Annotated in this window: 21 protein-coding genes; 12 read left to right on the top strand and 9 right to left on the bottom strand. The window is 71.7% G+C overall.

The genetic code is table 11. From position 1 onward, the window contains the following. Window positions 1–23: 23 nt before the first annotated feature. Entirely contained in the window at window positions 24–1226 is a 1203-nt protein-coding gene (locus WME75_RS00820) for a lanthionine synthetase C family protein (protein WP_437485414.1), read from the top strand. A gap of 208 nt (window positions 1227–1434) precedes the next feature. After that, window positions 1435–2859 carry a M20 family metallopeptidase gene (locus WME75_RS00815; RefSeq protein WP_437485412.1) on the top strand — a complete coding sequence of 475 codons (1425 nt, stop codon included), beginning with the start codon at window positions 1435–1437 and terminating at the stop codon, window positions 2857–2859. 120 nt (window positions 2860–2979) lie between these two features. On the opposite strand, the gene WME75_RS00810 is transcribed toward WME75_RS00815, so the two are convergent. Continuing rightward, window positions 2980–5571, bottom strand: a complete 2592-nt coding sequence (locus tag WME75_RS00810) for an ATP-binding protein (protein WP_437485411.1) — start codon at window positions 5569–5571, stop codon at window positions 2980–2982. A gap of 511 nt (window positions 5572–6082) precedes the next feature. On the opposite strand from WME75_RS00810, the gene WME75_RS00805 reads away from it, so the two are divergent. From WME75_RS00805 to WME75_RS00790, 4 genes are all read left to right on the top strand, one after another. Beyond that, window positions 6083–6736, top strand: coding sequence for an RNA polymerase sigma factor (locus tag WME75_RS00805; protein WP_437485409.1), 654 nt, complete (start codon window positions 6083–6085; stop codon window positions 6734–6736). After that, on the top strand, window positions 6727–8004 hold the full coding sequence (locus WME75_RS00800; protein WP_437485407.1) for a FecR domain-containing protein: 1278 nt from the start codon (window positions 6727–6729) through the stop codon (window positions 8002–8004). The genes WME75_RS00805 and WME75_RS00800 overlap by 10 nt, the downstream gene beginning before the upstream one ends. Window positions 8005–8069: 65 nt before the next feature. Further along, window positions 8070–9122 (top strand): hypothetical protein, encoded by a 1053-nt coding sequence (locus WME75_RS00795; protein ID WP_437485405.1) that lies wholly within the window; start codon window positions 8070–8072, stop codon window positions 9120–9122. A 75-nt stretch (window positions 9123–9197) separates the two neighbouring features. Next, window positions 9198–10820 (top strand): hypothetical protein, encoded by a 1623-nt coding sequence (locus tag WME75_RS00790; protein WP_437485403.1) that lies wholly within the window; start codon window positions 9198–9200, stop codon window positions 10818–10820. Between the two features lie 30 nt (window positions 10821–10850). On the opposite strand, the gene WME75_RS00785 is transcribed toward WME75_RS00790, so the two are convergent. After that, a complete protein-coding gene (locus tag WME75_RS00785; RefSeq protein ID WP_437485401.1) occupies window positions 10851–11843 on the bottom strand; it encodes an amidohydrolase family protein in 993 nt (330 codons plus the stop codon). 265 nt (window positions 11844–12108) lie between these two features. On the opposite strand from WME75_RS00785, the gene WME75_RS00780 reads away from it, so the two are divergent. Together WME75_RS00780 and WME75_RS00775 are read left to right on the top strand one after the other, a co-directional pair. Continuing rightward, window positions 12109–12885 carry a hypothetical protein gene (locus WME75_RS00780; protein WP_437485399.1) on the top strand — a complete coding sequence of 259 codons (777 nt, stop codon included), beginning with the start codon at window positions 12109–12111 and terminating at the stop codon, window positions 12883–12885. A 398-nt stretch (window positions 12886–13283) separates the two neighbouring features. Further along, on the top strand, window positions 13284–14387 hold the full coding sequence (locus tag WME75_RS00775; RefSeq protein WP_437485397.1) for a CAP domain-containing protein: 1104 nt from the start codon (window positions 13284–13286) through the stop codon (window positions 14385–14387). Window positions 14388–14412: 25 nt separating this feature from the next. Here WME75_RS00775 and WME75_RS00770 read toward each other — a convergent pair whose 3' ends face one another. After that, a complete protein-coding gene (locus WME75_RS00770) occupies window positions 14413–15279 on the bottom strand; it encodes an NmrA family NAD(P)-binding protein (protein ID WP_437485395.1) in 867 nt (288 codons plus the stop codon). 124 nt (window positions 15280–15403) lie between these two features. Between WME75_RS00770 and WME75_RS00765 the strand changes: the two genes are divergently transcribed. After that, complete coding sequence (locus tag WME75_RS00765) at window positions 15404–16333, top strand: LysR family transcriptional regulator (protein WP_437485393.1); 930 nt, start codon at window positions 15404–15406, stop codon at window positions 16331–16333. A 52-nt stretch (window positions 16334–16385) separates the two neighbouring features. Here WME75_RS00765 and WME75_RS00760 read toward each other — a convergent pair whose 3' ends face one another. Then, complete coding sequence (locus tag WME75_RS00760) at window positions 16386–17585, bottom strand: hypothetical protein (RefSeq protein WP_437485391.1); 1200 nt, start codon at window positions 17583–17585, stop codon at window positions 16386–16388. 171 nt (window positions 17586–17756) lie between these two features. Here WME75_RS00760 and WME75_RS00755 point away from each other — a divergent pair, with 171 nt between their 5' ends. Next, window positions 17757–18422, top strand: a complete 666-nt coding sequence (locus WME75_RS00755) for a lamin tail domain-containing protein (protein ID WP_437485390.1) — start codon at window positions 17757–17759, stop codon at window positions 18420–18422. Window positions 18423–18531: 109 nt separating this feature from the next. Beyond that, window positions 18532–19536: a hypothetical protein gene (locus WME75_RS00750; protein ID WP_437485388.1), complete on the top strand. Its 1005-nt coding sequence runs from the start codon at window positions 18532–18534 to the stop codon at window positions 19534–19536. A gap of 128 nt (window positions 19537–19664) precedes the next feature. Here the strand turns inward: WME75_RS00750 and WME75_RS00745 are convergent, their stop codons facing one another. From WME75_RS00745 to WME75_RS00735, 3 genes are read right to left on the bottom strand one after another with little or no spacing between them, the layout of a single operon-like run. Further along, window positions 19665–20279 carry an NAD(P)H-dependent oxidoreductase gene (locus WME75_RS00745; protein WP_437485386.1) on the bottom strand — a complete coding sequence of 205 codons (615 nt, stop codon included), beginning with the start codon at window positions 20277–20279 and terminating at the stop codon, window positions 19665–19667. A 57-nt stretch (window positions 20280–20336) separates the two neighbouring features. Then, window positions 20337–21242 carry a hypothetical protein gene (locus WME75_RS00740; protein WP_437485384.1) on the bottom strand — a complete coding sequence of 302 codons (906 nt, stop codon included), beginning with the start codon at window positions 21240–21242 and terminating at the stop codon, window positions 20337–20339. Next, on the bottom strand, window positions 21217–21669 hold the full coding sequence (locus tag WME75_RS00735; RefSeq protein ID WP_437485382.1) for a DUF6531 domain-containing protein: 453 nt from the start codon (window positions 21667–21669) through the stop codon (window positions 21217–21219). Before WME75_RS00735 ends, WME75_RS00740 begins: the two co-directional genes overlap by 26 nt. A 389-nt stretch (window positions 21670–22058) precedes the next feature. Between WME75_RS00735 and WME75_RS00730 the strand changes: the two genes are divergently transcribed. Then, window positions 22059–23507, top strand: coding sequence for a B12-binding domain-containing radical SAM protein (locus WME75_RS00730; RefSeq protein ID WP_437485380.1), 1449 nt, complete (start codon window positions 22059–22061; stop codon window positions 23505–23507). Between the two features lie 52 nt (window positions 23508–23559). Here WME75_RS00730 and WME75_RS00725 read toward each other — a convergent pair whose 3' ends face one another. Further along, window positions 23560–24333, bottom strand: coding sequence for a DUF6748 domain-containing protein (locus WME75_RS00725; protein ID WP_437485378.1), 774 nt, complete (start codon window positions 24331–24333; stop codon window positions 23560–23562). A 109-nt stretch (window positions 24334–24442) separates the two neighbouring features. Beyond that, window positions 24443–25822 carry a DUF1552 domain-containing protein gene (locus WME75_RS00720; RefSeq protein WP_437485376.1) on the bottom strand — a complete coding sequence of 460 codons (1380 nt, stop codon included), beginning with the start codon at window positions 25820–25822 and terminating at the stop codon, window positions 24443–24445. Window positions 25823–25825: the final 3 nt, after the last annotated feature.

Below are 25825 nucleotides of genomic sequence, written 5' to 3'. Positions count from 1 at the left end.
CTGCGAGCGCCGCCGAAGACCGCATGACCCTCTACCTTCCGACACGCCACGTCACGCCGCCGCCCGAGGCCTGGGACCCCGGCCGCGCGCGCTCCTGGCTGCAGCGATGGGCCGCCGACGCGCTCTCGGTCCGGGCCCGGCAGGCCTGGCCGGTGCACCCGCGCGACGCCGAGGACTCCCCGGAGCCGGAATCCCCCGCCCCGCTCCACAGCCTGTACCTCGGCGCGTGCGGCGTCTGGCTCGCCCTCGCCCGCGTCGCGGCGGCGGGCCTCTGCAATCTGCCGATGGGCCTGCCGCAGATCTTCGAACAGGTGCTGGAGGACTACACGCGCTCGCCCGACGACGGCGCTCGCGTGCCGTCGTGGTTCCTCGGCGAGAGCGCGCTCTTGACGATCTGCTGTCTTGCCCGACCGGACGCGCACAAGGCCGCTCGCCTGGCCGAGATGATCCGCGAGAATCGCGCGAACCCGACGCGCGAGGCGCTGTGGGGCGCGCCCGGGACGATGATCGCGGCGCTGTTCCTGCACGAGGCGACCGGGGACGAGCGCTGGGCGGAGCTGATCCGCGACAGCGCGGCGGCGCTCTGGGAGAGCTGGGTTCACGACGAGGCCCTGGACGTGTGGTTGTGGGAACAGGACCTGTACGGCCGCCGGATCCATTATCTCGGCGCCGCTCACGGCTGGGCCGGCAATCTCTATTCGCTCTGGCGCGCCCGGCCCCTGCTGAGCCCGGAGCAGCAGACTGCGCTGCGCGCGCGGACCCTGCAGGGGCTCGACCGCCTGGCGGTGATCGATGGAGAGCTCGCCAACTGGCCTGCGCACACGGAATCGCCGTCGAAGCTGCTCTTGCAGTGGTGCCACGGCGCGCCGGGGATCATCACGTCGTTGCGCCACGCGGAGCTGCCCGAGGCGCTGCCCCTGTTGCTCCAGGGCGCGCGGTCGATCGTGGCCGCCGGGCCGCTGGCGAAGGGGGTGGCCCTGTGCCACGGCACCGACGGCAACGGGGCCGCCCTGCTGGAGATGTACCGGCGCACCCAGGACGCCTTCTGGCTCGATCGCGCCCGCGAATTCGCCATGTGGGCCCTCGCGCAGTCCGAGGCCGAGCTCAACCGGGTTGGCCAGTGGCGCTACAGCCTGTGGACCGGGGACGCCGGGCTGGCCTGCGCCCTGCTCGACTGCCTCGACGGGCGCAGCCGCGGTATGCCTGGGCTCGACAGCCTGTGGTGACGACGTCGCGCCCGGCGCGCGCTGGCCCGCCCCGCTCGCCAGGGCGGCGGCCGCCCCGGCGAGACGCGGAGCCCGTCCGCCTGCACGCGCTCCGCGCGGCGACCCGCCGAAGATGCCAGACCTCCCCGGTCGGCGGACCCACCGCGTCGCCGCCGCTGTAGAGTCCGTCCCCGAGATCACCGCCGTCCTCAACCCCCTGGAGAGATCCATGCTGACGAAGCTCGACGAGAGTGAAGCCGTCGCGTCCTGCGAGCGCTGCTGGGAGCAGGAGATCGTCCCCGCGCTCCACGACTACATCCGTATTCCCAACAAATCGCCCGCCTTCGACCCCGCCTGGCGCGAGAACGGCCACATGGAGAAGGCGGCGTCGCTCATCGCCGCCTGGTGCAAGACGCAGCCGATCCCGGGGCTCACGGTGGAGGTCGTGCGCATCGGAAACCGCACGCCGGTGATCCTGATGGAGGTGCCGGGCAGGCGCGACGACACGGTGCTTCTCTACGGCCACCTCGACAAGCAGCCCGAGATGACGGGCTGGCGAGAGGGGCTCGGCCCCTGGGAGCCGGTGCGCGACGGCGACCGGCTCTACGGCCGCGGCGGCGCCGACGACGGCTACTCGGGCTTCGCGTCGCTCGCCGCGCTGCGCCTCCTGCACGAGCAGGGGCTGAAGCACGCGCGCTGCGTGGTGCTCATCGAGGGCTGCGAGGAGAGCGGCAGCCAGGACCTGCCGGCTTACATCGACGCGCTCGCGGACCGCATCGGCAAGCCGAGCCTTGTCGTGTGCCTCGACTCCGGCTGCGGCAACTACGACCAGCTCTGGACCACGACGTCGCTCCGCGGGCTCCTCCAGGGCACGCTCGAGGTGAGCATCCTGCGCGAGGGCGTGCACTCGGGCGTGGGCAGCGGCGTGGTCCCCTCGACCTTCCGCGTCCTGCGGCAGCTCCTGTCGCGCATCGAGGACGAGCGGACCGGGCGCGTCCTCGTGGACGCGCTGCACGTGCAGATCCCGGACGAGCGCGTGGCGCAGGCGCGGGCCGCGGCCGAGGTGCTCGGCGCGACGGTCGTGAGCGAGCTGCCGTGGGTGCAGGGCGCGGGCCCGGTGACCGGCGACGTGGCGGAGCTCCTCCTGAACCGCACCTGGCGCCCGGCGCTCTCGGTGACCGGCGCCGACGGCCTCCCGCCCCTCGCCAGCGCGGGCAACGTGCTGCGCCCGTTCACGAGGGCGAAGCTCTCGATGCGCATCCCGCCGCGCGTCGACCCGAAAAAGGCGGCGGCGGCCCTGAAGCAGACGCTGGAGCAGGATCCGCCGCACGGCGCGCAGGTCCGGTTCCACGTGAGCGAGCCGTCGCCCGGGTGGGACGCGCCGGCAACGGCGCCCTGGCTGCAAGCGGCGATGAGCAAGGCGTCGCAGGCGTTCTTCGGCCGGCCGGCGATGGGGCTCGGCGAGGGCGGGACGATCCCCTTCATGGCGATGCTCGGGGAGAAGTTCCCGGAGGCGCAGTTCCTGATCACCGGCGTGCTCGGGCCGCAATCGAACGCGCACGGTCCGAACGAGTTCCTGCACCTCGGCATGGGGAAGAAGCTGACCTGCTGCGTGGCGAGCGTGATCGCGGACCACGCCGCGCGGCCGCGCTGAGCGGGGTCGTTGTCGCATCGGCCCGGAGGGAGAGAGTTCGCAGGAAGGCGGGAAGGCGGGAGGATTACTGAGCTCTTCTCTCCGCCTCCCCGCCTTCAGCTTCAAACAGGACAACGACCCTCAGCGGGCGCGCGCGGCCGCGCCGGGGGCGACCGCGAACGTGAGCACGACCCTCGCCCCGCCCTCGCGGCCTTCCTCGATCCGGATCGATCCGCCGAAGCTCTTCATCCGGTTCGCCGAGAAATGCAGCCCGATGCCGTTCGCGCCCTCCCGGGTCGTGAACCCGTACTGGAACACCTGCATCCGCGCGCCCTCGGGGACGCCTGGCCCGTTGTCCTCCACGGCACAGCACACCTCGGCCCCGTCCTGCCATGTCGCGATCTCGATCCAGGGCTCGCGCATCTCCCCCTCGTCGAACGCCGCCCGCGCGTTGTCGAGGAGGTTGTACAGGATGGTCAGGAGATCATGGCGATTCGCGACGATGTCGTCGATCGGCCGCAGATCGAGCCGGAGGGCGACGCCCGCGGTCACGAGCGCCACCCCGTGCACGTGCAGCGACTCCTGGACCACCTCGCTCACGGAGAGCCGCTCCGTGCGGTACGCGTTCCTGTACGCGTACCGCTCCTGCGCGCGGATGGCGTCGCGGATGACGTCGAGCTGCTCGCGCACGCGCTCGACGTCCGCCGCGGTCTCCGCCTGCTCCTGCTCCAGGGCGGCGAGCGCCAGGTCGACATAGCGGCGCAGGCTCTCGCTGCGCGGCTCGTCCGCCGGATCCGCGACCTCCGGACCGCCCCTCATCAGCTCGGAGAGGGCCCTCGTGAGCCGCGGGAGCCGCGACCTCTCGAGGCGCTCCCGCACCAGCTCGGCCGTGACCCCGGCGCTGCTCAGCGTGTTGCCCACGCTGTGGAGGACGTCCATCGCGACCTGCGCCATGCCCGAGTGCCGCGCGATCTCGGCCTGCTCCGCGCCGAGCTGCTGGTACGACCGGTACAGCCGCACCATCGATCGCACGCGCGCCAGGAGCTCCCGCGGGGAGAACGGCTTCACAAGGTACTCGTCGGCGCCGCCGTCGAGCCCCGACGCGACCGCCTCGTCGTCGGCGCGGGCCGTGACGAGGATCACCGGCACGTGGCGCAGCACGGGGTGGGCCTTCAGCCAGGCGATGAGCTCGATGCCCGACATCAGCGGCATCATCACGTCGGAGACGATGACCTGCGGGGGCGAGCGCTCGATCAGCCGCTGCGCCTCGAGGCCGTTCGTCGCCTCCAGGAGGCGGTAGCTTGGAGACAGCAGCGACCGCATGAACTGCCGCATGTCCGGGTTGTCGTCGACGAGCAGCAGCAGCGGCCTGTCCGCCTCCGCGCCCGGCCGGGCGCCGGACGGCGGCCCCGGCGGTCTGCTCGACAGGCGCCCTTCGCGCGGCGCGCCGGCGCCCTCCTCCAGCCCGCCGACGCCGGCCGAGATCGCCACGGGCGGCAGCGAGCTGAGCCAGCGCCGCGTCTGCGCGGTGCTGTTCTCGCTGCGCGACCCCGGCTCGACGTCGCGCGGCCCGGCGTCCTCGAGCGCGAGCGGCAGGCGCACGCGGACGGTCGTCCCCTGGTCGATCTCGCTCTCGATCGCGACCGAGCCGCGCATGAGCTCCGCGAACTGCTTGACCAGCGAGAGCCCGAGCCCCGTGCCCTCGTACCTCCGCTTCGCCGAGCCGTCGACCTGGGTGAACTTCGAGAACAGCTTGCCGAGCTCGCCCCGGGGGATGCCGATCCCCTCGTCGCGCACGCTGAGCTCGAACGACGCGTCGTCGAGCGCGCGCAGCGCGACCTCGACGTGCCCTCCGGGGTGGGAGAACTTGAGCGCGTTGCTGATGAGGTTGAGCAGGATGCGCTCGTACTTGTAGCGATCCAGCAGGACGACGCCGATCGCGTCGCCGGTCATGGCCAGGGTCCGCCCGCGGGCCACCGCGCTCGGCCGGATGTCACTCAGCATCAGCGAGGTGAACCGGTTAACATCCACGGGCTCCCAGTCGACCTCCATGCGCGCCGCCTCCGCCTTGGAGAAGTCGAGGAGGTCGCTCACCACATTGAGGAGCCGCGCCGTGTTGCGGCGGATGAGCTCCAGCTCGTCGCGCACGTCGCCCGGCAGGGCCGTGTGCTGGGTCTCGAGGAGTCGCTCCAGCGGGGACAGAATCAGGGTGAGGGGTGTCCGCAGCTCGTGGCTCACCGTGGCGAGGAAGTCGCTCTTGGCGTTGTTGGCGCTCTCCGCCTCGTCCTTTGCGCGGGCGAGCGCGAGCTCGGTGTGCTTGCGGTCGGTGATGTCGGTCCAGGAGCCGAGGATGCCGAACACCTCGCCGTTCTCGTCCTTGAGCGGCACCTTGCACGTGAGCAGGTACCGCTGGCTGCCGTCGGCCTGGCGCTGGGTCTCCTCGATGTTCAGCATCGGCTCGCCCGAGGCCATGACGGCCTTGTCGAGGCGGATGTAGTTCTCCGCCTCCTCGGTGGTCCAGGGCAGGTCGTGGTCGGTGAGGCCGATGATGTCGTCCGCGCGGCTCAGCCCCGCTCCCCGGGCGCTCATCTCGTTGGTGCCGAGGTAGACGCAGTCACGGTCCTTCCACCAGATGCTGTAAGGAAACGTCGAGATGATGTGCCGTAAGAGCTGCTCTTGCTGGGCCTCGACAAGGTTCGGCGGCTTGCGCTTTCGCTCTTTCGAATCCGACATAGGAAGGCCGTGACGACGGGCGGAGCTCTCCGTGGCTGTCCGCGCGGCGCTCCTGACCGGCGGCCCCCACGCGACCTCCCCTGCAGCCTGGCTGCTCCGCGGGCCGCCGGGGATGGATCTGAGACCCGTTGGGCATCCTATCTCACGCAATGGCCTCCGCGCAAACGCTCGGGGGCCGGGGCGCCGCGCGGACCGGGGGCGTCGCAGCGCTCACATGTCGCGCAAGCGCCGCGGCGCGCCGAACGATCTGGCAGTGGGCCGCGGGCGCATAGCGCCCGTGGGCACGAGCGCCCTGTTGGGCAGCATGGGGAAGAAAGAAAGAGAAGAGGACCGCAAGGGCGCGATGCACCCTTGCGGTCCTCTTCGCTTCCGTCATCTCAATGGCTCGGGAAGGGCGATGTGGGGCGGGAGCAGCCGGGCCACCGGACGCCGATCGCGGGCGCAGGGCGGCGCGGCTCGCCTGCGCGCTGAGCCGTCGCGACGGGGTCCGGCCATCTAAGAGGCTACCGCGATGTCCGTGCACCTCCGCGTCGTCCGAAAGCCTCGTCCACCGGACCGCCCTGCCGGCGCGCAGCCCACCTCGCCCCCCGCACAGCCCACCTCGCCCGACCTCCTGCGTGGCCTGCACGCCCGGAATCCCGCGGCGGAGCGCCGCCTGCTCGACGCGTATGCGGGCCTCGTCGAGCGGATGCTGTTTCGCATCCTGGGCGACATCCGGAGCCTGGAGGACCTGGTGCAGGACGTGTTCGCCCGGGTGTTCTCCCGCATCGACGACGTGCGCGAGCCCGAGGCGCTGAAGCCGTTCATCGCCAGCGTCACCGTGTTCGTCGCGCGCGAGGCGATCCGCAGGAAGCGGCGTCACCGCTGGCTCGCGTTCTTCGCGAGCGACGAGCTGCCGGAGATCGCGGCCAGCGTCGATCCAGAGGCCCGGCAGGGCGTGCGCGCCTTCTACCGGGCGCTGGAGACGCTCGATCCCGACGAGCGGCTGGCCTTCACGCTGCGGATCGTCGAGGGCCAGGAGCTCACCGAGGTGGCCGCCGCGTGCAACGTGTCGGTGGCGACCATCAAGCGCCGGATCCACCGCGCGGAGCTCGCGTTCGTCGAGCGCTGCAAGGAGGACGAGGCGCTCTCCAGCTGGCTCGAGGAGGGCGACCGATGGACCTGAGGACCAAAGACGTCGAGGCCTTGGGGCGCCGGATCGCCGCGCACCAGGATGCCGCGCTCGGCCGGCTGGTGCGGCCCTCCACCGCGGATCGGCTCCAGGCGATCTACCGCAAGGAGGCCGCGCTCTCGCTGCGCTCCAGGGCGGCTCCCTTCCCGCGGCGGCTCGGCGTCGCGCTCGCGGCGGCGTGCGTCGCCGCTTCCGCCCTCGTCTTCGCGCTGTCCCGACCGGACCCGTTGATCTACCGGGTCGAAGGGTCGCCGGGCGCCGTCGGCCGGTGGGTGGCCGCGGACGCGTCGCAGGTCGGGCTCGACTTCTCGGATGGGTCGCGCGTGGACCTCGCGCCGGGGACGCGCGCCCGCGTGACCGAGATCGGCCCCCTGGGCGCGAGCGTCCTCCTGGAGCGCGGATCGCTGCGCGTGCGCGTCGTGCATCGCCGCGACACCCGGTGGGTGGTGGCGGGGGGGCCGTTCGAGGTCCACGTGATCGGCACCGAGTTCGACGTCACGTGGGACACGGAGGCCGAGGAGCTCGCGGTCTCGATGATCGACGGCCGCGTGCGCATCCTGGGCCCCTGCGTCGAGCCGGCGGGGCGCGCCGTCGCCTCGCCCGAGTCGATACGGCTGACGTGCGCCGCTCCTCGCGCCGCCGCGCCGCGGGCGTCGCCTCCGGCGCCCGATCCAGAGGCAGGCCCGCCGTCCGCTCCGTCTCCCGCCCTCCGCCCGAGCGCGAGCGCCGCCGCGCCCGCTCCCTTGGCTTCGCCGCCGGCCCGCGCGGCGGCGCCCTCGGCCGAGGCTCCCTCGGGGAGCTGGCGCGCGCACCTCGCCGCGGGGAGGCTCGGCGAGGCGCTCGCGGACGTGGAGCTGCTGGGCATCGACGCGGTGCTCGGGCGCGCCGGTGCCGCGGAGCTCGTCGATCTCGGATCCGCCGCCCGGCTGGCGCGCAAGCCGAGCGTCGCGGTGCGGTTCTACGAGGCGGCGCGCCAGCGGTTCGCCGGGGGCGACGCCGCGGCCGTGGCGGCGTACCACCTCGGCCGCATGGCGTTCGACGGGCGCGGCGCCTGGGCGGAGGCCGAGCGCTGGTTCGCCGTGTACCTCGCGGAGAGGCCCCGCGGCGCGCTCGCGCCGGAGGCGCTCGGCCGCTCCCTGGAGTGCGCCAGGAACCTGAAGCTTCACGCGCGCGCCCGCGAGCTCGCCGCGCGCTACCTCGCGGCCTACCCGGACGGCGCCCACGCCGGGCTCGCGACGGCGATCGCCGGTGGGGCCGATTGAGCCTGCGCTCGCGGAGGTCGCGGGGGTCGGGCCGGCGCCGGCGGAGCTCGCCGGAAGCACGCGGTGTGGCGGGCGCGATGTGCGGCGCGCTCGTCGCTTCCTTCGCGCTCCTGGCGCTCGCCGCGCCGTGCTCCGCCGACGAGCTGCCGCCGGTCACCGTCGTGGCCGGTGCGCGCGGGGCGCTGGCGCACCGGCTCTCGCAGGAGCTCGAGGCGGCGGGCTTGCGGGTGCAGGTCGAGGCGGGCCCGGCGGCGGTTGTTCCCGGGGGCCTGCTCATCGTCATTCCCGAGGGCGACGAGGGGGCGATCGAGATCTGGTCGGCGTCGGGCGGACGGGCGGACGTCATCGCGAGCGTGGCGCCCGACGGCCCGCTCGACACCCGGGTGCTCCGCGCGGCGGAGCTGGTGCGGGCGCTCCGGCCTTCGGCCGGCGCTCCCACCGTCGCGACGCCGGCCCTCACAACGCCGGCGGCCGTCGTGCCGGCGCCGCTTCCGCCCGCCCCCGTCGCGCCACCGGCCGCGGTGCACGGCGCGGCGTGGCGGAGCTTGCCGCTCGGCGCCTGGGCGCCTCCAGCGCCCCCGTTCCCGGTGGCGCCAGCGGCGCCGAGGGCCGCGCTCGTCGATGTAGGCGTCGCGATCGCCGTCGGATGGCAGGCGCCGGGCGCGTCGCTGGCGCTCGACGCCTCGCTCCGGATCTGGCCCTCGGCCCGGATCGGTGTCGGGCTCCTTGCGAAAGTGCCAGTCGTCGGCCCGGATATCGAGGCGTCAGAGGGCAAGGTCGGCTTCCTCCCCGCGCTCTTCGGCGCCGAGCTCGTCCTCGCGCCCATCGCGAGGAGCCGTCGCTTCGGGCTCGTCCTCTCCCCCGGCCTGGGTCTCGGTTACGTGAGCGCGTCCGGCGACGCGAGACCGCCCTACGTCGACAGCGACGAGTCCACGTTCACTGCCCTCGTGTACGGGCGAGGCGAGGCGCGTTTTCGGCTCATCGACTCCTTGTATCTCACGGCAGGCGCGCTCGGCGGCGCGGCGATCCCGCCTGTCGACATCCGGTTCGCAGGACGGGTCATCTCGACGTTCAGCCCGCTCGCGTCCTTCTCGCTCGGCGTCGTCGTCCAGCGGTGAGCCGCCGCGACGACGGGCGGCCATTCATGGAAGCACGACACGCGTGCTTCTTCAAACGCGAGCGGAGGGTTCTCCTTGAAACAGCTCATCGTACCTGGATGCATTGTACTCGTCGCGCTCGCCACCGCGTGCGACAGGATCCCGCTCGATCCCATTCACGGCCATGGCGCCGGAGGTGATGCGACGGGAGGAGGCGGCGGCAGCGGCGGCGGCGGCAATGGCGGCAGCGGCGGCGACGGCGGCAATGGCGGCAATGGCGGCAGCGGCGGCGGCAATGGCGGCAGCGGCGGCGGCAATGGCGGCGACGACGGCGGCAGCGACGGCGGCGCCGGCAGCGGCGGCGCACCCGGCACCGGCGATTCTCTCTGGAGCCGGCAACTCAGCGCGAACGCGGACCGAGCCAGCCTCTGGGCGGGCAGCTGCATCGCCGTGGACGAAGCCGGCGACGTCGTCCTCGCGACGGGGGTTGCCGATGGCGTCGATTTCGGCGACGGTCCGCTCTCGACCGGGGGCAGCGACGTGTTCGCCCTCGCGAAATTCGACGACGAAGGAGGTGTCCTCTGGCACAAGGAATTCTCCCGTTTCACCTACGCGCGTGACGTCGCGGTCAACCAGGCGGGGCTCATTGCGACGACGGGGTGGGTCTCCGCCAGCAGCATCGATCTCGGAGGCGGTCCGCTCGTGGGATCGGACGGATCGCTCGACGCCTTCGTGGCCGTCTTCACGGCAGACGGAGATCACGTATGGTCGACTCGGATCGGCGCCGACGCCTATCAATACGCGGACAGCATCGCCATGGACGCAGCCGGGAACGTCGTCGTGGCAGGGAGCTTCCATCAACAGATCAGCCTCTGCGGCGCCACGCTGACCAGCACCGATGAGCTCGGCTCGCTCGACTCGTTCATCGTGAAATTCGACCCTGCGGGGCATTGCCTCTGGAGCAAGCACTTCGACGGCTATACGGAGGTCCACAACGTCGCTCTCGACGCGTCGGGCAGCATCGTCCTCGCCGGCAGCTTCGGCTCCTACCTCGTCGAGGCGCTCGACCTCGGCGGCGGGCCGCTGATCTCCGCGGGCCGCGACGATATCTTCGTGGCGAAGCTCGATGCTGCCGGAGAGCACCTCTGGAGCAAGCGGTTCGGCGACGCCGCGATCCAGCGGGCGTACGGCGTCGCGGTCGACGGCGCTGGAGACATCGTCATCAGCGGGACGTTCCTCGGGAGCGTGGATTTCGGCGGAGGTCCGCTGGTGAGCGCAGGAGGGTTCGAATATCTTGAGTCCGGCTCTGTCACGTGGGGCGGCAACGCCTTCGTGACCAAGCTGAACCCGGCAGGCGAGCTCCTCTGGGCCAAGCGCCTCGGGCAGCATGGGCCACAGACAGCGCTGGACGTCGCGACGACCGTGGACGGCGATATCGCCATCACCGGCTTCATGTACGGCGACGTCGACTTCGGCACGGGCCTGATGGTCTGCACCTATGGCGATGCCTTCGTCGCGAAGCTCGATGCGACGGGCACCGTGCGCTGGGTGAAGCACACCGGCGACCGGGGGCACCAGTACGGCTATTCCACGGGCATGGACGCGGCCGGCAACGTGTTCGCCGCCGGGCCGTTCCTCGGCACGATCGACTTTGGCACGGGGCCGCTGGTGAATCCGAGGTTCGCCCTGGATCTTTTCCTCGCGAAGTTCGGCCCCTGAGGCCGCGGGCGGCGGTCTGCGGGACGACGTTCACCGCAGGCAGGCGCCGAGCCATCGCGCGGCGTTCTGACCGAGGACGGGGCCCAGTTGCTCGGGGGGGAGATGAAGGCCCTGATAGGTGCCGAGGACGCGGGCGGATTGACCTTCGGTTTGACGAAAGAAACGAAAATTCTCCGCCTTCAAGAGACCCATGTTCGACTCCGCCTGCAGGTCCCACATCTCCGTGGACGTGGGGTTCAGCCCGCTCGTGACGAGATCGGTCCCGAACAGGAAGCGCTCGGGCCAGCGAGAGAACAGCCCGAGGAGCTGGGCGCGCTCGCGCTCGAGGTTCGCAAACCCCTCTGCCGCCGGGCCGGCAGAGCCATGGCTCGTATCGACGAGGAGGCCGGGAAACGCCTGCATCAAGGACTCCACGCGCGCGAGATCGGTGCGGCTGCCGCAGAGGTGTGCGCACGCCACCCGCAGGCTGGGGAAGGCGCGCAGGACCGCCTCGAGCTCGCCCCGGTAACGGACGGTGTTGGCGTGAAGGAGAACCGGGAGAGCCTGATCGGCGAGCGCCTGCCACATCGCCTGGTGCGACGGGTCGTCGAGGGGACGCTCGTGGAAGAGGTTGTGCCCCTGGTAGAGCTTCACGCCGCAGGCGCCTCGGCGGCGGAGCTCGGCGAGGTACGGGAGGTCGTCGTGCCCCAGCTCCACGGTGACGAACGGGATGAGCTTTCCGGGGTGAGCCGTCGCCGCGTCGAGGACGATCTCGTTGCCTGCGCGGTAGCCGGAGAGCCCGGATCCGCCGCGGCCGCTGGTCAGGTCCGGGCTCGCCAGGATGACGGCGCGATCGATTCGATGCTTGGCCATGTGGGCGAGCAATGGTGCCACCGCGTCAGCCTGCGTCAGGTGCACATGGACGTCGATGACCTCCTTACCGGCCGACGGGGTCGGCGAGGAGCGGCACCCCAGGACGGCGGCGAGCGCGGCTCCCCACGCCACGCCGCGCACGCGAGCCCAGCGTTCCGTGTGCGAGACCATCGATAGAGGACGACGACGGCGCGAGCGACGAGAGCGACATGAGCGATGCGGATCCATGGCCGACAAGGATACGCGGCAGCCGGGTTGGCGCCACGAGGAATGGAGGGATGCATGAGAAAATGATGTGATTGACAGTCCACATCCAACCCTGGTTCGCGCAACGCTCGACGCTCGCGCTTCGACAGCGGAGCCTCGCCTTGAAGGTCGTTATTCACCCGTGCCCAAAGGAATCTTTATGTCACCTATCCGTAGCTCGATTCGTCTCATGGGTTTCGCAGCGCTCTACACCTTGTTGCTGGGAACGACGTCTTGCTCGCGTGAGCCGGACGACGGCGCGGGCCCCGGCGCTGGAGGCGCTAGCAGCGGCGGCGGCACCACCAGCACCAGCGGCAGCGGCGGCACCAGCAGCAGCGGCGGCGGCGGCGGCGGCGGCGGCGGCACCAGCAGCAGCACCAGCAGCAGCGGCGGCGGCACCAGCAGCACCAGCGGCGGCGGCGGCGGCGACACCAGCAGCGGCAGTGGTGGAGCCGGTGGAAGCAGCGCCGAGACCGGGAGCGGCGGAGCGTCGGCTTGCGCAGACGACGCCTACGAGGGGAATGACGGGGCCCTCTCCGCGGCGCCGCTCGCCTATACAGCAGGGGGCAGCGGATCTCCCGACGCGTGGTTCTCGAGGATCGATTTTGTCCTCTGCCAGGGAGACGAAGACTGGTACCTGCTCGACACGTCCCTCGGGTTCGAAGAGGTCTACTGGAAGCTTCGCGTCCTGGCCGCCGGGGCAGAGCTCTGCGGCGCGGCCTGTGAGCAATATACTCCCCCATCCCGTCCGGAGAACACGGTGTTCGTGGAGGTCTATAGCGCTGCCACGATGAATCTCATCGGATCTGAGCAGAGCGAGTATGGACGGGTATGGCTCGACGGCGAGGGGCTGGATTCGGCGGACGATCTGCTCCTCCGCATTTATGGGCCGCCCGAGGCGAGCTACCGGTACGACATCACGTTCATCGCGAAGTCCTACGAAGGCGAGGACGAGTGCGAGTGCTGAGCTCCGGTGAGCTCGATCCGATCCATGCTCGAGACCATGCCCCCTGAGCGCGCTCTGTTCTCCAGGTAGCGATTCAGCTCGTCACCTCGTGGCCGGCGTCTGCGGAAGTTGTTCCCGACATCAACCTCACGCTCTCGGAGGACGAGCGGCAGCTCGTCGGCGACATCAATCACGTCACGTGGGTCCTCTGGGACATGTAGCCGAGCGGGTGCGCGGACGGACCGCCGCGCGCGCAGCTCGCCTCAAAGGCTTGAATCGCTTCCGCGCCTCCCCCGGCGGCACCAGGAGGCGGGGCACCGCGCTCGCGCGCGAGGAGCCGTGCGCGTTTACGCGCGCCGCGCGCCCCTGTAGGCTGGATGGCTTGCCCGCTCACATCGAGCGGCCCGGAGGCTTACACGATGGCATATCGCACAGAGCTTGTTGCGCCGAGCACGGCGCTTCTCCTGCTCACCCTCTCCGCCGCGTGCACTGGCAACGCGGGAGCCCCGGCGGCCACGGGAGACGCGGGGACACAGGACGGCACGGGGGGCGCGGGCGCCGGCGAGACGGGCGCGGGCGGCCGAGGGACGGACGCGAGCGCGGGCGCGGGCGGAGGCGATGCGGGCGGAGGCGATGCGGGCGGAGGCGATGCGGGCGCGGGCGGGGCAGGCTCGGGCGGGGCGGGCGCCGGCTACGCGGGCGCGGGCGGTGGCGGCGGTTCGACGGGCGAGCAGGTGTGCGCTCGCTGGAACGCCGACCGGAGCGACGTCAAGGAAGGCACCTGGAACGGCGGCGTGAGCTCGTGCGTGGGCGGCGAGGTCCCGGCCGAGGGGCGGGTGAACGCGGTCAAGCTCCTGAACCTCTACCGCTTCATCGCCGGGCTGCCCCCCGTCACCACCGAGCCGCTCCGCGACGAGAAGGCGCAGGCCTGCGCGCTGATGATGCACGCGAACGGCATGCTGTCGCACAGCCCGCCGCCGAGCTGGACCTGTTACACCGAGCTCGGCGCCGAGGGGGCCGCGAGCAGCGTCATCTCGCCGACTCCCGGCGTCGAGAGCCTCGACCTCTACATGGCCGACCCCGGCAACGAGACAACGATCGGCCACCGCCGCTGGCTGCTCTCCGAGGAGCTCGGCCCGATCGGGCTCGGCTCCACGAGCGATTACTCCTGCATCGTGGTCTTCGGCGGGTCGGGCTCCGGCGAGAAGCCGTTCATCGCATGGCCCGCGCCGGGCCCCTTCCCCTCGGGGGCCCTCCACGCCTCCTACGCGCCGCTCGACGAGACGGGCTGGACAATCCAGAGCTCGCGGATCGACCTCGGCGACGCGCAGGTGACGGTGACCGACGCCGGGGAGGACCTCCCGGTCGAGGTGACGCAGCTCGACCCGAACTTCGGCAGCGCCTTCGCGCTCCGCTTCAACCCGCAGGGCTGGAGTGCCCAGGCCGGTCACACCTACGCCATCCATGTGACCGGCGTGAGCGAGCCCATCGACTACGAGGTCGAGATCATCGCGTGCGAGTGATGCGGATCGGGCGCCCCAACCTCGGTCAGGCGGCCAGCGCCGCGAACGCGGCCTCCGCGCCGACCTTGCCGCGCACCACCGCGCCGTCCCGCCGCTCGAAGTCGACGTGGCCGCTGTGGAGCGACGCGTACAGCTCGCGGTAGAGCGCCGCCATGGGCGCGGACACGCCGAACGACGTCAGGACCGGCTCCACCTGCTCGAGCGGCAGCGGCGCCACGTGCGCGTCCCTGCCGAGGAGGACCTTGCCGAGCGCGCGCGCGATCGCCTCGGGCGTGTAGTCCTCCGGCCCGGCGAGCTCGATGACCCGCCGGCCCGCCCCCCCGGCGAGGAGACGCTCCGCCGCGACCCGGCCGATGTCCTCGGTCGCGACCATCGGAAAGGCGCGCCCCGGCTGGAGGAAGCTCGGGAGCACCCCGTCGCCCTTCACGGCCGCGAACACCGAGCGCCAGTTCTCGAGGAAATACGCAGGCCGGACGAACGTGATGTCCCGCGCCACGGCGGAGAGCCGCTCCTCGGCGTAGCGCACCGTCACGATCGGCCCCGTCCGCTCCGGGTGGTGCGCCCCCACCGACGAGAGGAACACGACATGAGGGACCGCGCTCGCCGCGACCGCCCGCGCCATCGCATCGACCTGCGACCTGCTCTCCCCGAGCGGGTCGGCCGACGCGATCGACGGCGGGCTCAGCAGGTAGACGCCCTTCACGCCCTCGAGCGCCCGCGTGACCGCCGCCGCGTCGTCGAGCTGCGCGACCGCGACCTCGGCCCCCTTCGCCTTCCACGCCTGCCCCTTCGCGGCGTCGCGAACGATGACCCGCACCTCCTCCCCGGCGGCGAGGAGCTCACGCGCGACAACGGACCCGGTGTTCCCAGTAACTCCAGCGACAGCAAACATGGATGTCTCCCTTCGAGCGGGGATGCGCGGCCTCGCCCCCGCAGGGGCGTCGCCGCGCGCTCGATGTGAGGAGGTTTTGCGCTTTCTCCGGTCAGTCATCCAATGCATGATTGCGATACGCATCATGACTGCGGCGCATCTCTCCGGGCTCGACCTCAACCTGCTCGTCGCGCTGGACGCGCTCCTCCGCGAGGCGCACGTGACCCGCGCCGCCGCGCGGATCGGCCTCACCCAGTCGGCGATGAGCCGGTCGCTCGCGCGGCTGCGGGACGTGCTCGGCGACGCGCTGCTCGTGCGCACCGGCCGCGGGATGCGCCTCACGCCCCGCGCCGAGCGGCTGGCCCCGGCGCTCGGGCGCGTCCTCGCCGAGCTCGCCGCCGTCCTCGAGGACGCGCCCCGGTTCGATCCGCGCACGGCGACGCGCACCTTCACGATGGTGATGCCCGACTTCGGCGAGGTGCTCGTCTTGCCGCCCCTCGTCGAGCGGCTGGCCCGCGAGGCGCCGGCCGTCGACGTGGACGCCCGGGGGGCCTCGGCGGATCCGTTCGGCGCGCTGGAGGCGGGGGAGCTCGATTTCGCGTTGCTGGCGCAGCGGGCGGCGAGGCCGGCCATCGTCTGGACACCGCTGTTCCCGGAGCGCTTCGTGTGCCTCGTCCGCGAGGGGAACCCATTGGCCTCGCGCAAGCTGACGGTGGAGCAGTTCGCCGCGATACCGCAGGTGCTCGTGACGCCCGAGGGGAGGCCGGGGGGCGTGATCGACGATGTGCTCGCCGGGATGGGCCTGCGGCGCCGGGTGGCGGTCCGGGTGGCGAGCTTCATCGCCGCGCCGGAGATCGTGGCGAGCTCGGACCTGATGGTGACGCTGCCCGAGCGGATCGCCGCGAGGGCGCAGCGCTACCTGCCGCTGCGCGCGATGGAGCTCCCGTTCAAGCTGAAGGGGTTCACGATGTCGCTCGCGTGGCACGAGCGGATGCGGCAGGACCCAGGCCACGCCTGGTTCCGGGCGCTGGCCGTGTCGGTCGGGCAGGAGTTGAAGCGGCAGCGGACGGGGTAGAGGGGTTAGCCGCGCGAGCGCGAAGGGCGCCAGGCTTCGAGCCCGGCGGGGCTCACTCGATGACCGAGTCCGTCACCGCGATCGGCGTGTCGTCGTGGTTCGAGATCTGCGGGTAGGTCGGGTACCAGGAGCCGCCGATGTTCTCGGTGATCACCGACCGATCGATGACGATGTTCCCCGTGTGGTCGTTGCTCACGAAGAAGATCGCGCTCCCGTGGGCGTTCACCTCGTTCCGCTCGATCCGGGTCCCGCAGAGCGTGAGCGTCATGGCATTGCCGTCGTTGTAGATGGCCCCGCCGCTGCCGCCGCCCGGCGTCCCCTCCTCGGCGGGGTTGCCGCCGTTGCCGAGCGCGCGGTTGTGGGAAAACAGGCTGTTCACGACCGTCCATGAGACGCCGATGCTGCTGATGCCACCGCCGTTCGCGCACGCGTTCCCGTGGCCCTCGGCGCCGCCGAAGGTGCTGTTCACCACGTAGAGCGGCAGGCCATTGTATTGCATGAAGGCGCGGATCCCCGCGCCGCCGACGTCGGGGCCGACCGCGTCGCACGCGTTGTTGAAGAAGCGCGAATTGACGACCTTCAGGCGCCCGCCCTGCGCGAAGATGGCGCCGCCGCCCTCGTCGTCATCGCCTGTCGAGTCGCCCTCGATGAAGGTGAGGTTCTGGATCGTCAGGCGCGGGTGATCCTGGTTGTCGCAGCTCGACGTCGTCCAGACCTGCGCCTCGTCGCAGGTGTTCATGTAGAGGATGCGCCGCTGGCCGCCGCCGCTCAGGGTCACGAGCCCGCCGCCGTCGATCACGATCTCGGGGCCGGTATCGTTGAAGATCTTCGCGGTCTCCTCGAGCGTGATCGTGATCGGGTCGGGGCCGCAGTCGAAGGTGATGATGCCGCCGGCCGCGACGGCGCGGACGACGGCCTCCGAGGTGCAGCTCGCCGGCGTCCCGTCGCCGATCACCGTCGTCGGGGACGAGGTGTCGGCGGCCCGCGCCTCGGCCGGCACAGCGCAGCTCCCGTCGGGGTTGCCCGCCGGCGGGCCGCCGCCCTCATGCGCGGGAGATCCCGCGCCCGCGCCGCCCGAGCCTGGACCCGCGCCGCCCGGGCCTGCGCCCGCGCCGCCCGCGCCCGACGCGCTCGTCGCGCCGGCGCCGCCCGAGTGGGTCGTCGCCTCCCCCCCGCTCGCGTCGTCCCCGCAGGCCCCGAGCGCGGTCCCCATCGACAGGCACAAGATCAGCTCCAGCGGTCGTCGCATCATGTCCTCCTCACCTCGAAAGCATGCGGGCAGCGGCGTCGACCCCTCTCGGGCCGCTCTCGCCGCGACACGCGGAAGGCAGGGTACCCCAAGCTCCGCGGCGATGCCCCGTGCGCCGCCCCATTGACATACCGCCGGGACCGCCGTGTGCTGTGCGCCGAGGAGAACATCGTGATGGCACAACTTCGATTCACTTGGCTCTGTGTCGCAGCGCTCTGCGCGGGAGGCTGCGGCTCGGGCGACGAGCCGGGGGACACCGGCGCGCCGGGCACGAGCGCGACCACCACCACCACCACCACCACGTCCCAGGGATCGACCGGCACCGGCGGCACCGGCGGCAACGGGCAAGGGGGAACGGGCGGCGGGGCCGCGACGACGACCGTCGTTGTGAACGAGATCTCGGCCAAGGGCGGCGACTGGATCGAGCTTGGCAACCCGGGCCCGGGGTCGGCCGACCTCGGCGGGCTCGGCCTCTGCGACGCCGACGATACCGGGCAGTGCAACCCGACCGACGCGCTCATGTTTCCGGAGGGCACGCAGCTCGCCCCGGGGGAGTACCTGCTCATCCTCGGCGATCAGGCCGCCGAGGCCGGCCCTGGGCCCCACACCACGTGCCTGCCGGAAGGCGGCCCGAGCAGCTGCTTCTATGTGACCTGGAAGGTGAGCGCCTCCAGGGGCGAGACCGTCGGGATCATCTCGCCGAACGACCAGGTGCTCACCGAGCTGGAGTACCCGATCGAGGCGGCAGCGGATGGGCAGACGTGGGGCAGGCTCCCCGACCTGACCGGCGAGGGCACCGTCACGGCGCCCACCCCCGGGGCGGCGAACGCGGCGCCCTAGCGCCTCGGGGGGCCGCGGCGCCCCCCCAGCGCCCGCCGGTCGCCGACACCGATCCCGCCGCGTCGAGCGGTAGCGAAGCCTGCGAGAACCTCACCGAACAGGAGACCTGATGTCATCGACGCCTGCGACCGAGATCCTCCGCGCCCCGTTGCTGCCGCCGCGTCCCCGCCGGGCGTCCCGTCCGCGCGGCGGGCCTGCGCCAGGGGCCCTGGCGTGGCGCTCGGCGCCGCCAGCGCTCGCGCTCTCGCTGCTCCTGTCGGGTTGCGGGGCCTCGGATCCGCCGGAGGTGCGGGTCTCGGGCTGCCCTCGTTGCGCCGGGGTGACGCAGATCGGCGCGCTTCCGCGGGGCGACATCGACGAGTGCTCCGGCGTGGTCGCCGGCGGGGTGCACCCGGACGCGCTCTATGTGCACAACGACCACGGCGACGACGCTCGGTTCTTCGCGATCGGGCTCAACGGCGCGCTGCGGGCCGAGGTGAACGTGGCCGGCGCGGCCGCGATCGACTGGGAGGACATCGCGCGCGGTCCCTGCCGTACGGGCGGGGGCAGCTGCCTGTTCCTCGCGGACATCGGCGACAACGACGGCGAGCGCGCCAGCTACACCGTGTACAGCGTGCCGGAGCCGGACACGCTCGGAGGAGCGCCGCAGGCCTCGACCGCCGAGGCGTTCGTGCTCTCGTACCCCGACGGGCGGCACGACGCGGAGACGCTGCTCATTCACCCCACCACCGGGGCGCTCACCCTCGTGACGAAGGTCAACAAGGGCATCTCTCGCATCTACGAGCTGCCGGCGCTGCCTGCCGCGGGCGCGCCGGCGACGCTCGTCGGGGCGGGCTCCATCCAGCCGCCCTCCGGGAGCGCGCGCTTCACGGGCGGCGACGTGCGCCCGGACGGCACGGGCGTGCTGCTGCGGACTTCCTCGCGCGTGCTCTATTACCCCATGACACCGGATCAGACCGTGGCGCAGGCGCTGGCCGGCTCGCCCTGCGTGCTGCCGTCACCCGACGAGGAGCAGGCCGAGGCGATCGCGTGGGTGCCCGGCGGATGGGACTACGTGACGATCGGCGAAGGGAAAGAGGAGCCGATCCACCGCGTGTCCTGCCAGGCGCCCTGAACGGCGCCCGAGGTCCCGAGGCCGCGCCGGTCGTCGCTCGCGGCCCTCGGGCGGCAGGAGCGACCGGGAGCGCCCTGGAGGTCCGGCGTCGGGCCTGCGCGGGGGCGCCGGGACAGCGCGCCGCGCGTTCATGCGGTGTCGGTCACCTCGCCTCGCCTGGACGCATCGAAGAGACCGCGGCCGATGGCGCGCGCGGCGGCCAGATGAGCAGCCGGATCCTGCGTCTCCGATTCTAGCAGGAGCTCGGACGTCACGACGCGTGCGCCGCAGTAATCGAAGATCCCGTGGTCGATCTGCGTCTTCATGGCACCGAGATAGCCGTGCCGCGCATAGGTTCGCGCGTCGCTGCCCGCGAGGGCGACGAGATGAACCCGGAGGTCGCCGAGCTGCTTCACCAGCTTGCTCTCTGGGCTGAAGTCGAAAGCCCAGCCATTGGAGAACACGCGATCGATCCATCCCTTGAGGAGCCCCGGCATCGACCACCAGTAGACGGGATAGACCAGCACGAGGGCATCCGCGCGATCGAGCCTCTCCTGCTCGGCGGCGACATCGGCGGGGGGCGGCGCCTTCCGGCGATGAACGGCGAGATCAGCCGCGGTGAACCTCGGATCGAAGGCCTCCGCCGCGAGGTCCGCGATCTCGAAGGAATTGCCGGACAGGGACACCCCCTCAGCAACCTGCGCGGCGACGCCATGGGTGAGCGACGCGGGCTCGGGATGCGAGATAACGATGAGCGCGTGCATGTCGACAGCTCCTGCTCGCTGATGACGGAGGAAAGGGTGAGCTACTTTTAGACGCTCTCATCGGAACGGCCACGGCTCGCCGACGCTCCGCGAGGCGATGCGGTAGTCGCCGGGCTCGCCCCACACCGCGGCCTCCCGGTCGGGCGCGTTGGGCCCCATCGCGAACGTGAACGACAGGACAGGCCGCTGCCCCGCGCGCGGTCGCCGCTGGGGCCCCGACCAGCGGACCTCCAGGTTCGTGGCGAGCGCCGCCTCCAGGGCGGCGACGGCCTCGTCGGCATCGGTGGTCGTGACCCGGGTGCCAACGAAGAAGCCGGGGGTGTTCTGCTCCACGATGTGAAGGTGCTCGCGCAGCCACGCGGCCCCGTGCGCTCCCGACGCCGGGGCGAACGGCGGCGCGTAGAAGACCGCGGCGACCGCGGCGCCGACCAGGCCGGCCACGCTGATGTGGTGCCACTGCAGGCGCTCCGGCTCGGGCGGCCAGGGCTCCGTCTCCAGCTCGATGGCGAGCGCCTCGAGGTACTGCGCCGGCCCGTCGAACGCCGGCGCCACGCCCGCAGCCTCGGTGTCGACCAGAACCACCTGGCCGCCCTCGCCGATCCAGACCGAGGGGTACCCCTTCGCCACGACCGGCAGCAGCACCTTGCCGCCCGCGCGTGGCAGCTTCTCCGGCCCGAGTGGCCGCCCGCCTTCGAGCGCCTTCAGCGAGGCGAACACGCCGAGCCGCTTGTCCGGTGGGAGCGGCGTGCCCCCGGCGAGGCCCTCGAGCTCGATCGCGCCCTCGTAGACCGGCAGCCCGCGCGCTTCCAGCAAGGCCCGCAGCGCGTCGGGCGACGTGGTGTGCTCGGGGTCGCGGCGGAGGTCGAGTTCCTGGAAGACCTCGACCGCGTGCCGGCTCAGCCGCCTGCGCGCACTGTCGGCAAGCCGGATCGGACGGTCACTGCCCCCGCGTGCCTTGCTCATCTCCGTCGCTCCCGGCGGCGCTGCTGCCGTATGCCCTGCGCCCGACGTCGCGCTCGCGAGCGAAGGACGAGTAGCTGCGGCGCAGTTCGAAGACCATGGGCCCTGTCAGCACCAGGTCCGTCTGCGGGAGCGTGTAGACCCGCCCCGTCACCGGGTCGACCGGGTCGCCGGCATGCGTGCCGCCGTTGCCTCCGTGTGCCGGGTTCATGCAGCCGCCGCCGCTGCCTGGCCCGCACCCGTTGGCGCCTGGCCCCCCGCCGTTCGCGCCGTTGCCGCCGTTTGTCCCGCCAGCGCCCTGGCCCGAGCCGCTGCCGCTGCCGCCTCGTCCGTTGCCGCCCCCGCCGGCGCCGCCGCCGCCCAGGATGAAGACGCCTGGATTCATGCCCGGGATCGCGGGGATGTTCGGGACCGGAGCGGTGCGCGCCATGGCTGGGCAGTATCGCTTGAAGCGCCCGAAGCGCACCAGCGGGAACTCCCGTCGTGCAGGTACGCGACGTACTCGAAGATCGGCCGCCCTGCGGGGCGAGGCGGTGGTGGAGCAGCCGGCGGAGGATGTCCGGAGAGCCGGTTGTTGACCTTCGTCACGAGGGTGAGCACCCCGGTGGTGGCGGGCCTCTGGTTCCCGGGACGCTCGTTTCCTCGGCTCCCGCACGCGCCCACCACGGTCCCTCCACGGTAGCTCCTCCCGCTTCTGGAATCGACACGAGCCGCCTTCCGTTACTCTGAGCGCGTCTCATCGGATCTCCGCCCACCCGCGGATCCCCATCGTCATCGCGGTTCCGGTCCGATGAAGCGCAGGATCCCGAGGAGGCGCTCATGAAGGTGAGGATTGTCGTGAATTACGTCCCCCGCTATCGCCGGGGGCACCGCTTCCACTTCGTCCCGCCGGTCACCGGGATCCACCTCGCGGCGATCACCCCGCCGGAGCACGAGGTCGAGCTCTTCCACGAGCAGGTGCGCCCCGTCCCCGTCGACGCCGCGCCGGACGTTGTCGCGCTCTCGTTCTTCTCCGGCTTCGCGCGCCGCGCCTACGCGCTCGCCGATCGCTACCGCGCCCTCGGCGTGCGCGTCGTCGCCGGCGGGCCGCATGTCTCGTACTGGATCGAAGAGGCGCTCCAGCACGTGGACGTGGTGGTCACCGGGGAGGCCGAGGCGGTCTGGCCCGCGGTCCTGCGCGATCTCGCGCGAGGCACGCAGCGCCGCGTCTATCACGGCGAACCGGCCTCGCTCGCCGGGCTGCCGACCCCTCGCTACGATCTGCTCGAAGGCAGCTTCCTCGTCCCCCGCGTGCTCCAGGCGACGCGCGGCTGCCCGTTCACCTGCAGCTTCTGCACGGTGCCCGACCTCAACCCCGGCTTCCGCATGCGCCCTGTCGACGAGGTGATCCGCGACATCGCGACAACGCATTTCCCCCGCTTCTGGCAGGAGAAGGTCGCCTGGTTCTGGGACGACAACCTGCTCGTCCAGCGCCGCTGGGCCAAGGAGCTCCTGCGCGAGCTCGCCGGGCTCGATCGCTGGTGGCTCACGCAGGCCTCCATCGATATCGTCAAGGACCGGGAGCTCCTCGACGCGATGGAGCGGTCCGGCTGTATCGGCATCTTCCTCGGCATCGAGAGCCTCGATGACGCCGATCTGAAGAGCGTCGACAAGCGTCAGAACCGCGCGCGCGAGTACCGCGAGGCCATCCGCAGACTGCACGATCGCGGCATCTGCGTGATGGCAGGCTTCATCTCGGGCTTCGACGATCAGACGCCGGAGGTCATCGCCTCCACGGCCGATCGACTGAACGAGATCGGCGTCGACGTCCCGTTCCTGAGCATCCTCACGCCGTTTCGGGGCACGCCGCTGTACGACGAGCACCGGCGAGACGGGCGGATCCTGGAAGAGCGCGACTGGCCTCATTACAGCGGCTACGGGGTCGCCTTCCGGCCGGCGCGCATGTCCCCCGAGCAGCTCCTCGCCGCCCACCGGCAGATGTGGAATCGGGCCTTCCGCCCCGCGGCGGTGCTCGAGCGCCTCGCGCGCGGCGCGCGGTCGTTGAGCCGCGGCGCGATGATGCTGTCGGCGGCCATGAACGGCTTTTACGGCCTGAAGCAGGTCACCGGCAACGAGCCGGCCGCGCCGCCGCTCGAGCCGCGAGGGACGATCCGGCACCCCGCGCCCGGGGACCCCCCGGCCCGGCTCTCGCGCCTCGGCCTGAAGCGGGCCGAGGCCGCCGTCGTTCACCCGACAGGGTCACACGACCCCGCCACCTCGCTCGGGTGAGCGCGGCGGCGCTCCGCCACGCCGCGGCAGGTCACAGCGCTCCGCGCCGGCCTCACTGCAGGCGCAGGTAGAACTCCGCCGCGTCGAGGCGGTTCATCGAGCCGGCCGGACCGGTGACCACCGCGTGCCCGCCGGCGATCAAGAGGCCGCTCTCGTAGAGCGCGCGCATGCCGGCGTCGACCTGCGCCGGCGTGGCCCCGGACGCGGACAGATCGATGCTGTCGAGCGAAGCGCTGAGGTTTGTGTTCAGGCTCAGCTCGGAGAGGGAGGGGCACGGGTGCGTTATGCAGACGATCCCGGTCTCATCGACGCGAGAGAAATGGCCGTCTGGCGTGTTGCCGGTCGCCCCGAGCCAGATCTCGCTGGCGATGAGCACGTCGGCCGGCCGCCCCCGGAGGTCGCCGAGGTCGACCTGCTTCAGCGCGCCGCGAACAAGCGCCGTCCCCGCGGCGAACGCCTCTTTGGCCTTGCCCTCGGTCGATCTGTCGAGCCCGAGGCTCGACAGATCGAGCTCGAACATGTGGCATTCCTCCTGCCAGGTCCCATCGGCGCAAGGGGCCACGCTCGTGTTGACGCGGGCGACGAAATGGCCGCCGCAGAGCGGTGAAACGCACCTGCGGTAGTCAGGGTGGGTCACGATGTAATAGTCGGCCACGGCGACCTTGGCCTTGGTCAGCGCGCCGGGGGCGTCCTCGACGGCGAGCTCGGCCTGAGGCTCGTCCCGCACGACGACGTCCCCGCCCGAGGCGTCGCAGGCCAGCACCGGCAAGGTCAAGAGTCCGACGAGGGTGAGCAGCGAGACGCGGTGATGGGTGAAATTGAGCATTTGTGTTCTCCACGAGCAGACACAGGGTGACATTGGCACGGGCGCCTCGCGAGCGTGCGCGCGTTCGCGGGCACGTTCTCCAGGGAGCTCGCCCTCCACGATGAGCGCATCAGGCGAGGAAGCCGGGAAGCGGGCCGCATTTCGGCTCGATGCCGATGCCGGTCGCGGCGTGGCCGAGCGCATTCATCACCGACGTGAGCAGCTTGTTCGCGCTCTGCGCGGTGGTGTTGTTGATGTACTGGCCCACGTTCACGCCCAGGTTCTTCCCGCCGATGACCAGGTACTGCATGTCCCGCGGGCTGTGGTTGTGGTTCGTGCCGCTCTCCACGCCCCAGAGCAGGATCGTGTTGTCGAGCATCGTGCCGCTGCCCTCGGGGATGCCCGCGAGCTTCTTCGCCAGGTACGCGACGTGGCTCGCCCAGAAGCGATCGAACTTCATGAAGGCCTCGCGCGTGGTCATCGATTTACCGTCGACGGTGACGCTGTCGTTCGTGCGGCTGACGTGCGCGACAACGTCGTGCCAGCTCTGACCGAAGCCGAGCAGGCCCTCGTGGTGGCCGCCGGAAAAGCTGAAGTGGTAGTCCGCGACCCGCGTGCGATCGCACGTGAACGCGTTGACGATGAGGTCGGCCTGGATCTGCGCCCAGCGCGTGATCGTCGTCGCGTTGTTGGTGCTGCCGTTGTAGCCGGAGGTGTCCACGCGCTCGCACGCGCCGCCGGTCGGGACCGGCGTGCCGCTGCCCATGCCCGCGATGCGCTGCTGCAGCTCGAACAGCGCCTCCACGTGGAGCTCGAGCTTCTGGCGCTCGGCCTGGCCGAGGAAGCGCTGGAGGGTCTTGAGCTCGCCGGTGTTGATCTCGAGGATGCGCTGGTCGGCTCGGCGCCTCGCGGCCGCGACGGCGTCCGGCATCGTGGTGGGCGTCGGCGCGGCGCCGCCGAAGGTGACGCCGCTGAAGATCGTGCTGAACGCGCGCGCGGGATCGGCCGTGTGCGTCATGGGCTGGCCGGAGCCGCTGTACGAGATGATGTGGCGCTTGTCGGCGCCGCCGCGATCGGCGACGCACAGGTGGATGCTCGCGATCGGCGTGCCGCCGCGCAGGTCGGAGCTCTTGAGCAGGATCTGATCGAGCGAGGGACCGTTCGCGTGGCGTGAGCTGTCGTCGCTGAAGCGCGCGCCCGTGAACAGCTGCGCCATGCCCGCCTCGTGATGATTGCCGACCGTCCAGGCATGGTCGAGCCGGCGCAGGAACAGCATGTCGCCCTCCAGGCCGCGGAAATCGGCGAGCGGCTCCTGGAGCTGAAACGTCGACCCGCTGCCGGTCGGCCACCACTCGGGCGGGTGCGAGTCGGGCGTGAAGATCAGCACCAGCCGCTTGGGCACGGCGGTCTGCGCCCTGACCTCGCGGTGGCGCAGCAGCGGCGCCAGGAAAATCGCGCCGAGCGCCGTCTTCAGGAGGTCTCGTCTGGATACGTCGAAGGGCCTGGGCATGTT

It is taken from the genome of Sorangium sp. So ce1014, assembly GCF_051521505.1.
Classification (GTDB): Bacteria; Myxococcota_A; Polyangia; order Polyangiales; family Polyangiaceae; genus Sorangium.
This window is presented reverse-complemented; position numbering and strand designations above follow the sequence as displayed.

Bases quoted from the DNA above. Each gene is read 5' to 3' on its own strand.
- WME75_RS00820 (WP_437485414.1), top strand. From the start codon at position 24: ATGACCCTCTACCTTCCGACACGCCACGTCACGCCGCCGCCCGAGGCC.
- WME75_RS00815 (WP_437485412.1), top strand. From the start codon at position 1,435: ATGCTGACGAAGCTCGACGAGAGTGAAGCCGTCGCGTCCTGCGAGCGC.
- WME75_RS00810 (WP_437485411.1), bottom strand. From the start codon at position 5,571: ATGTCGGATTCGAAAGAGCGAAAGCGCAAGCCGCCGAACCTTGTCGAG.
- WME75_RS00805 (WP_437485409.1), top strand. From the start codon at position 6,083: ATGTCCGTGCACCTCCGCGTCGTCCGAAAGCCTCGTCCACCGGACCGC.
- WME75_RS00800 (WP_437485407.1), top strand. From the start codon at position 6,727: ATGGACCTGAGGACCAAAGACGTCGAGGCCTTGGGGCGCCGGATCGCC.
- WME75_RS00785 (WP_437485401.1), bottom strand. From the start codon at position 11,843: ATGGTCTCGCACACGGAACGCTGGGCTCGCGTGCGCGGCGTGGCGTGG.
- WME75_RS00780 (WP_437485399.1), top strand. From the start codon at position 12,109: ATGGGTTTCGCAGCGCTCTACACCTTGTTGCTGGGAACGACGTCTTGC.
- WME75_RS00775 (WP_437485397.1), top strand. From the start codon at position 13,284: ATGGCATATCGCACAGAGCTTGTTGCGCCGAGCACGGCGCTTCTCCTG.
- WME75_RS00770 (WP_437485395.1), bottom strand. From the start codon at position 15,279: ATGTTTGCTGTCGCTGGAGTTACTGGGAACACCGGGTCCGTTGTCGCG.
- WME75_RS00765 (WP_437485393.1), top strand. From the start codon at position 15,404: ATGACTGCGGCGCATCTCTCCGGGCTCGACCTCAACCTGCTCGTCGCG.
- WME75_RS00760 (WP_437485391.1), bottom strand. From the start codon at position 17,585: ATGATGCGACGACCGCTGGAGCTGATCTTGTGCCTGTCGATGGGGACC.
- WME75_RS00755 (WP_437485390.1), top strand. From the start codon at position 17,757: ATGGCACAACTTCGATTCACTTGGCTCTGTGTCGCAGCGCTCTGCGCG.
- WME75_RS00750 (WP_437485388.1), top strand. From the start codon at position 18,532: ATGTCATCGACGCCTGCGACCGAGATCCTCCGCGCCCCGTTGCTGCCG.
- WME75_RS00745 (WP_437485386.1), bottom strand. From the start codon at position 20,279: ATGCACGCGCTCATCGTTATCTCGCATCCCGAGCCCGCGTCGCTCACC.
- WME75_RS00740 (WP_437485384.1), bottom strand. From the start codon at position 21,242: ATGAGCAAGGCACGCGGGGGCAGTGACCGTCCGATCCGGCTTGCCGAC.
- WME75_RS00735 (WP_437485382.1), bottom strand. From the start codon at position 21,669: ATGGCGCGCACCGCTCCGGTCCCGAACATCCCCGCGATCCCGGGCATG.
- WME75_RS00730 (WP_437485380.1), top strand. From the start codon at position 22,059: ATGAAGGTGAGGATTGTCGTGAATTACGTCCCCCGCTATCGCCGGGGG.
- WME75_RS00725 (WP_437485378.1), bottom strand. From the start codon at position 24,333: ATGCTCAATTTCACCCATCACCGCGTCTCGCTGCTCACCCTCGTCGGA.
- WME75_RS00720 (WP_437485376.1), bottom strand. From the start codon at position 25,822: ATGCCCAGGCCCTTCGACGTATCCAGACGAGACCTCCTGAAGACGGCG.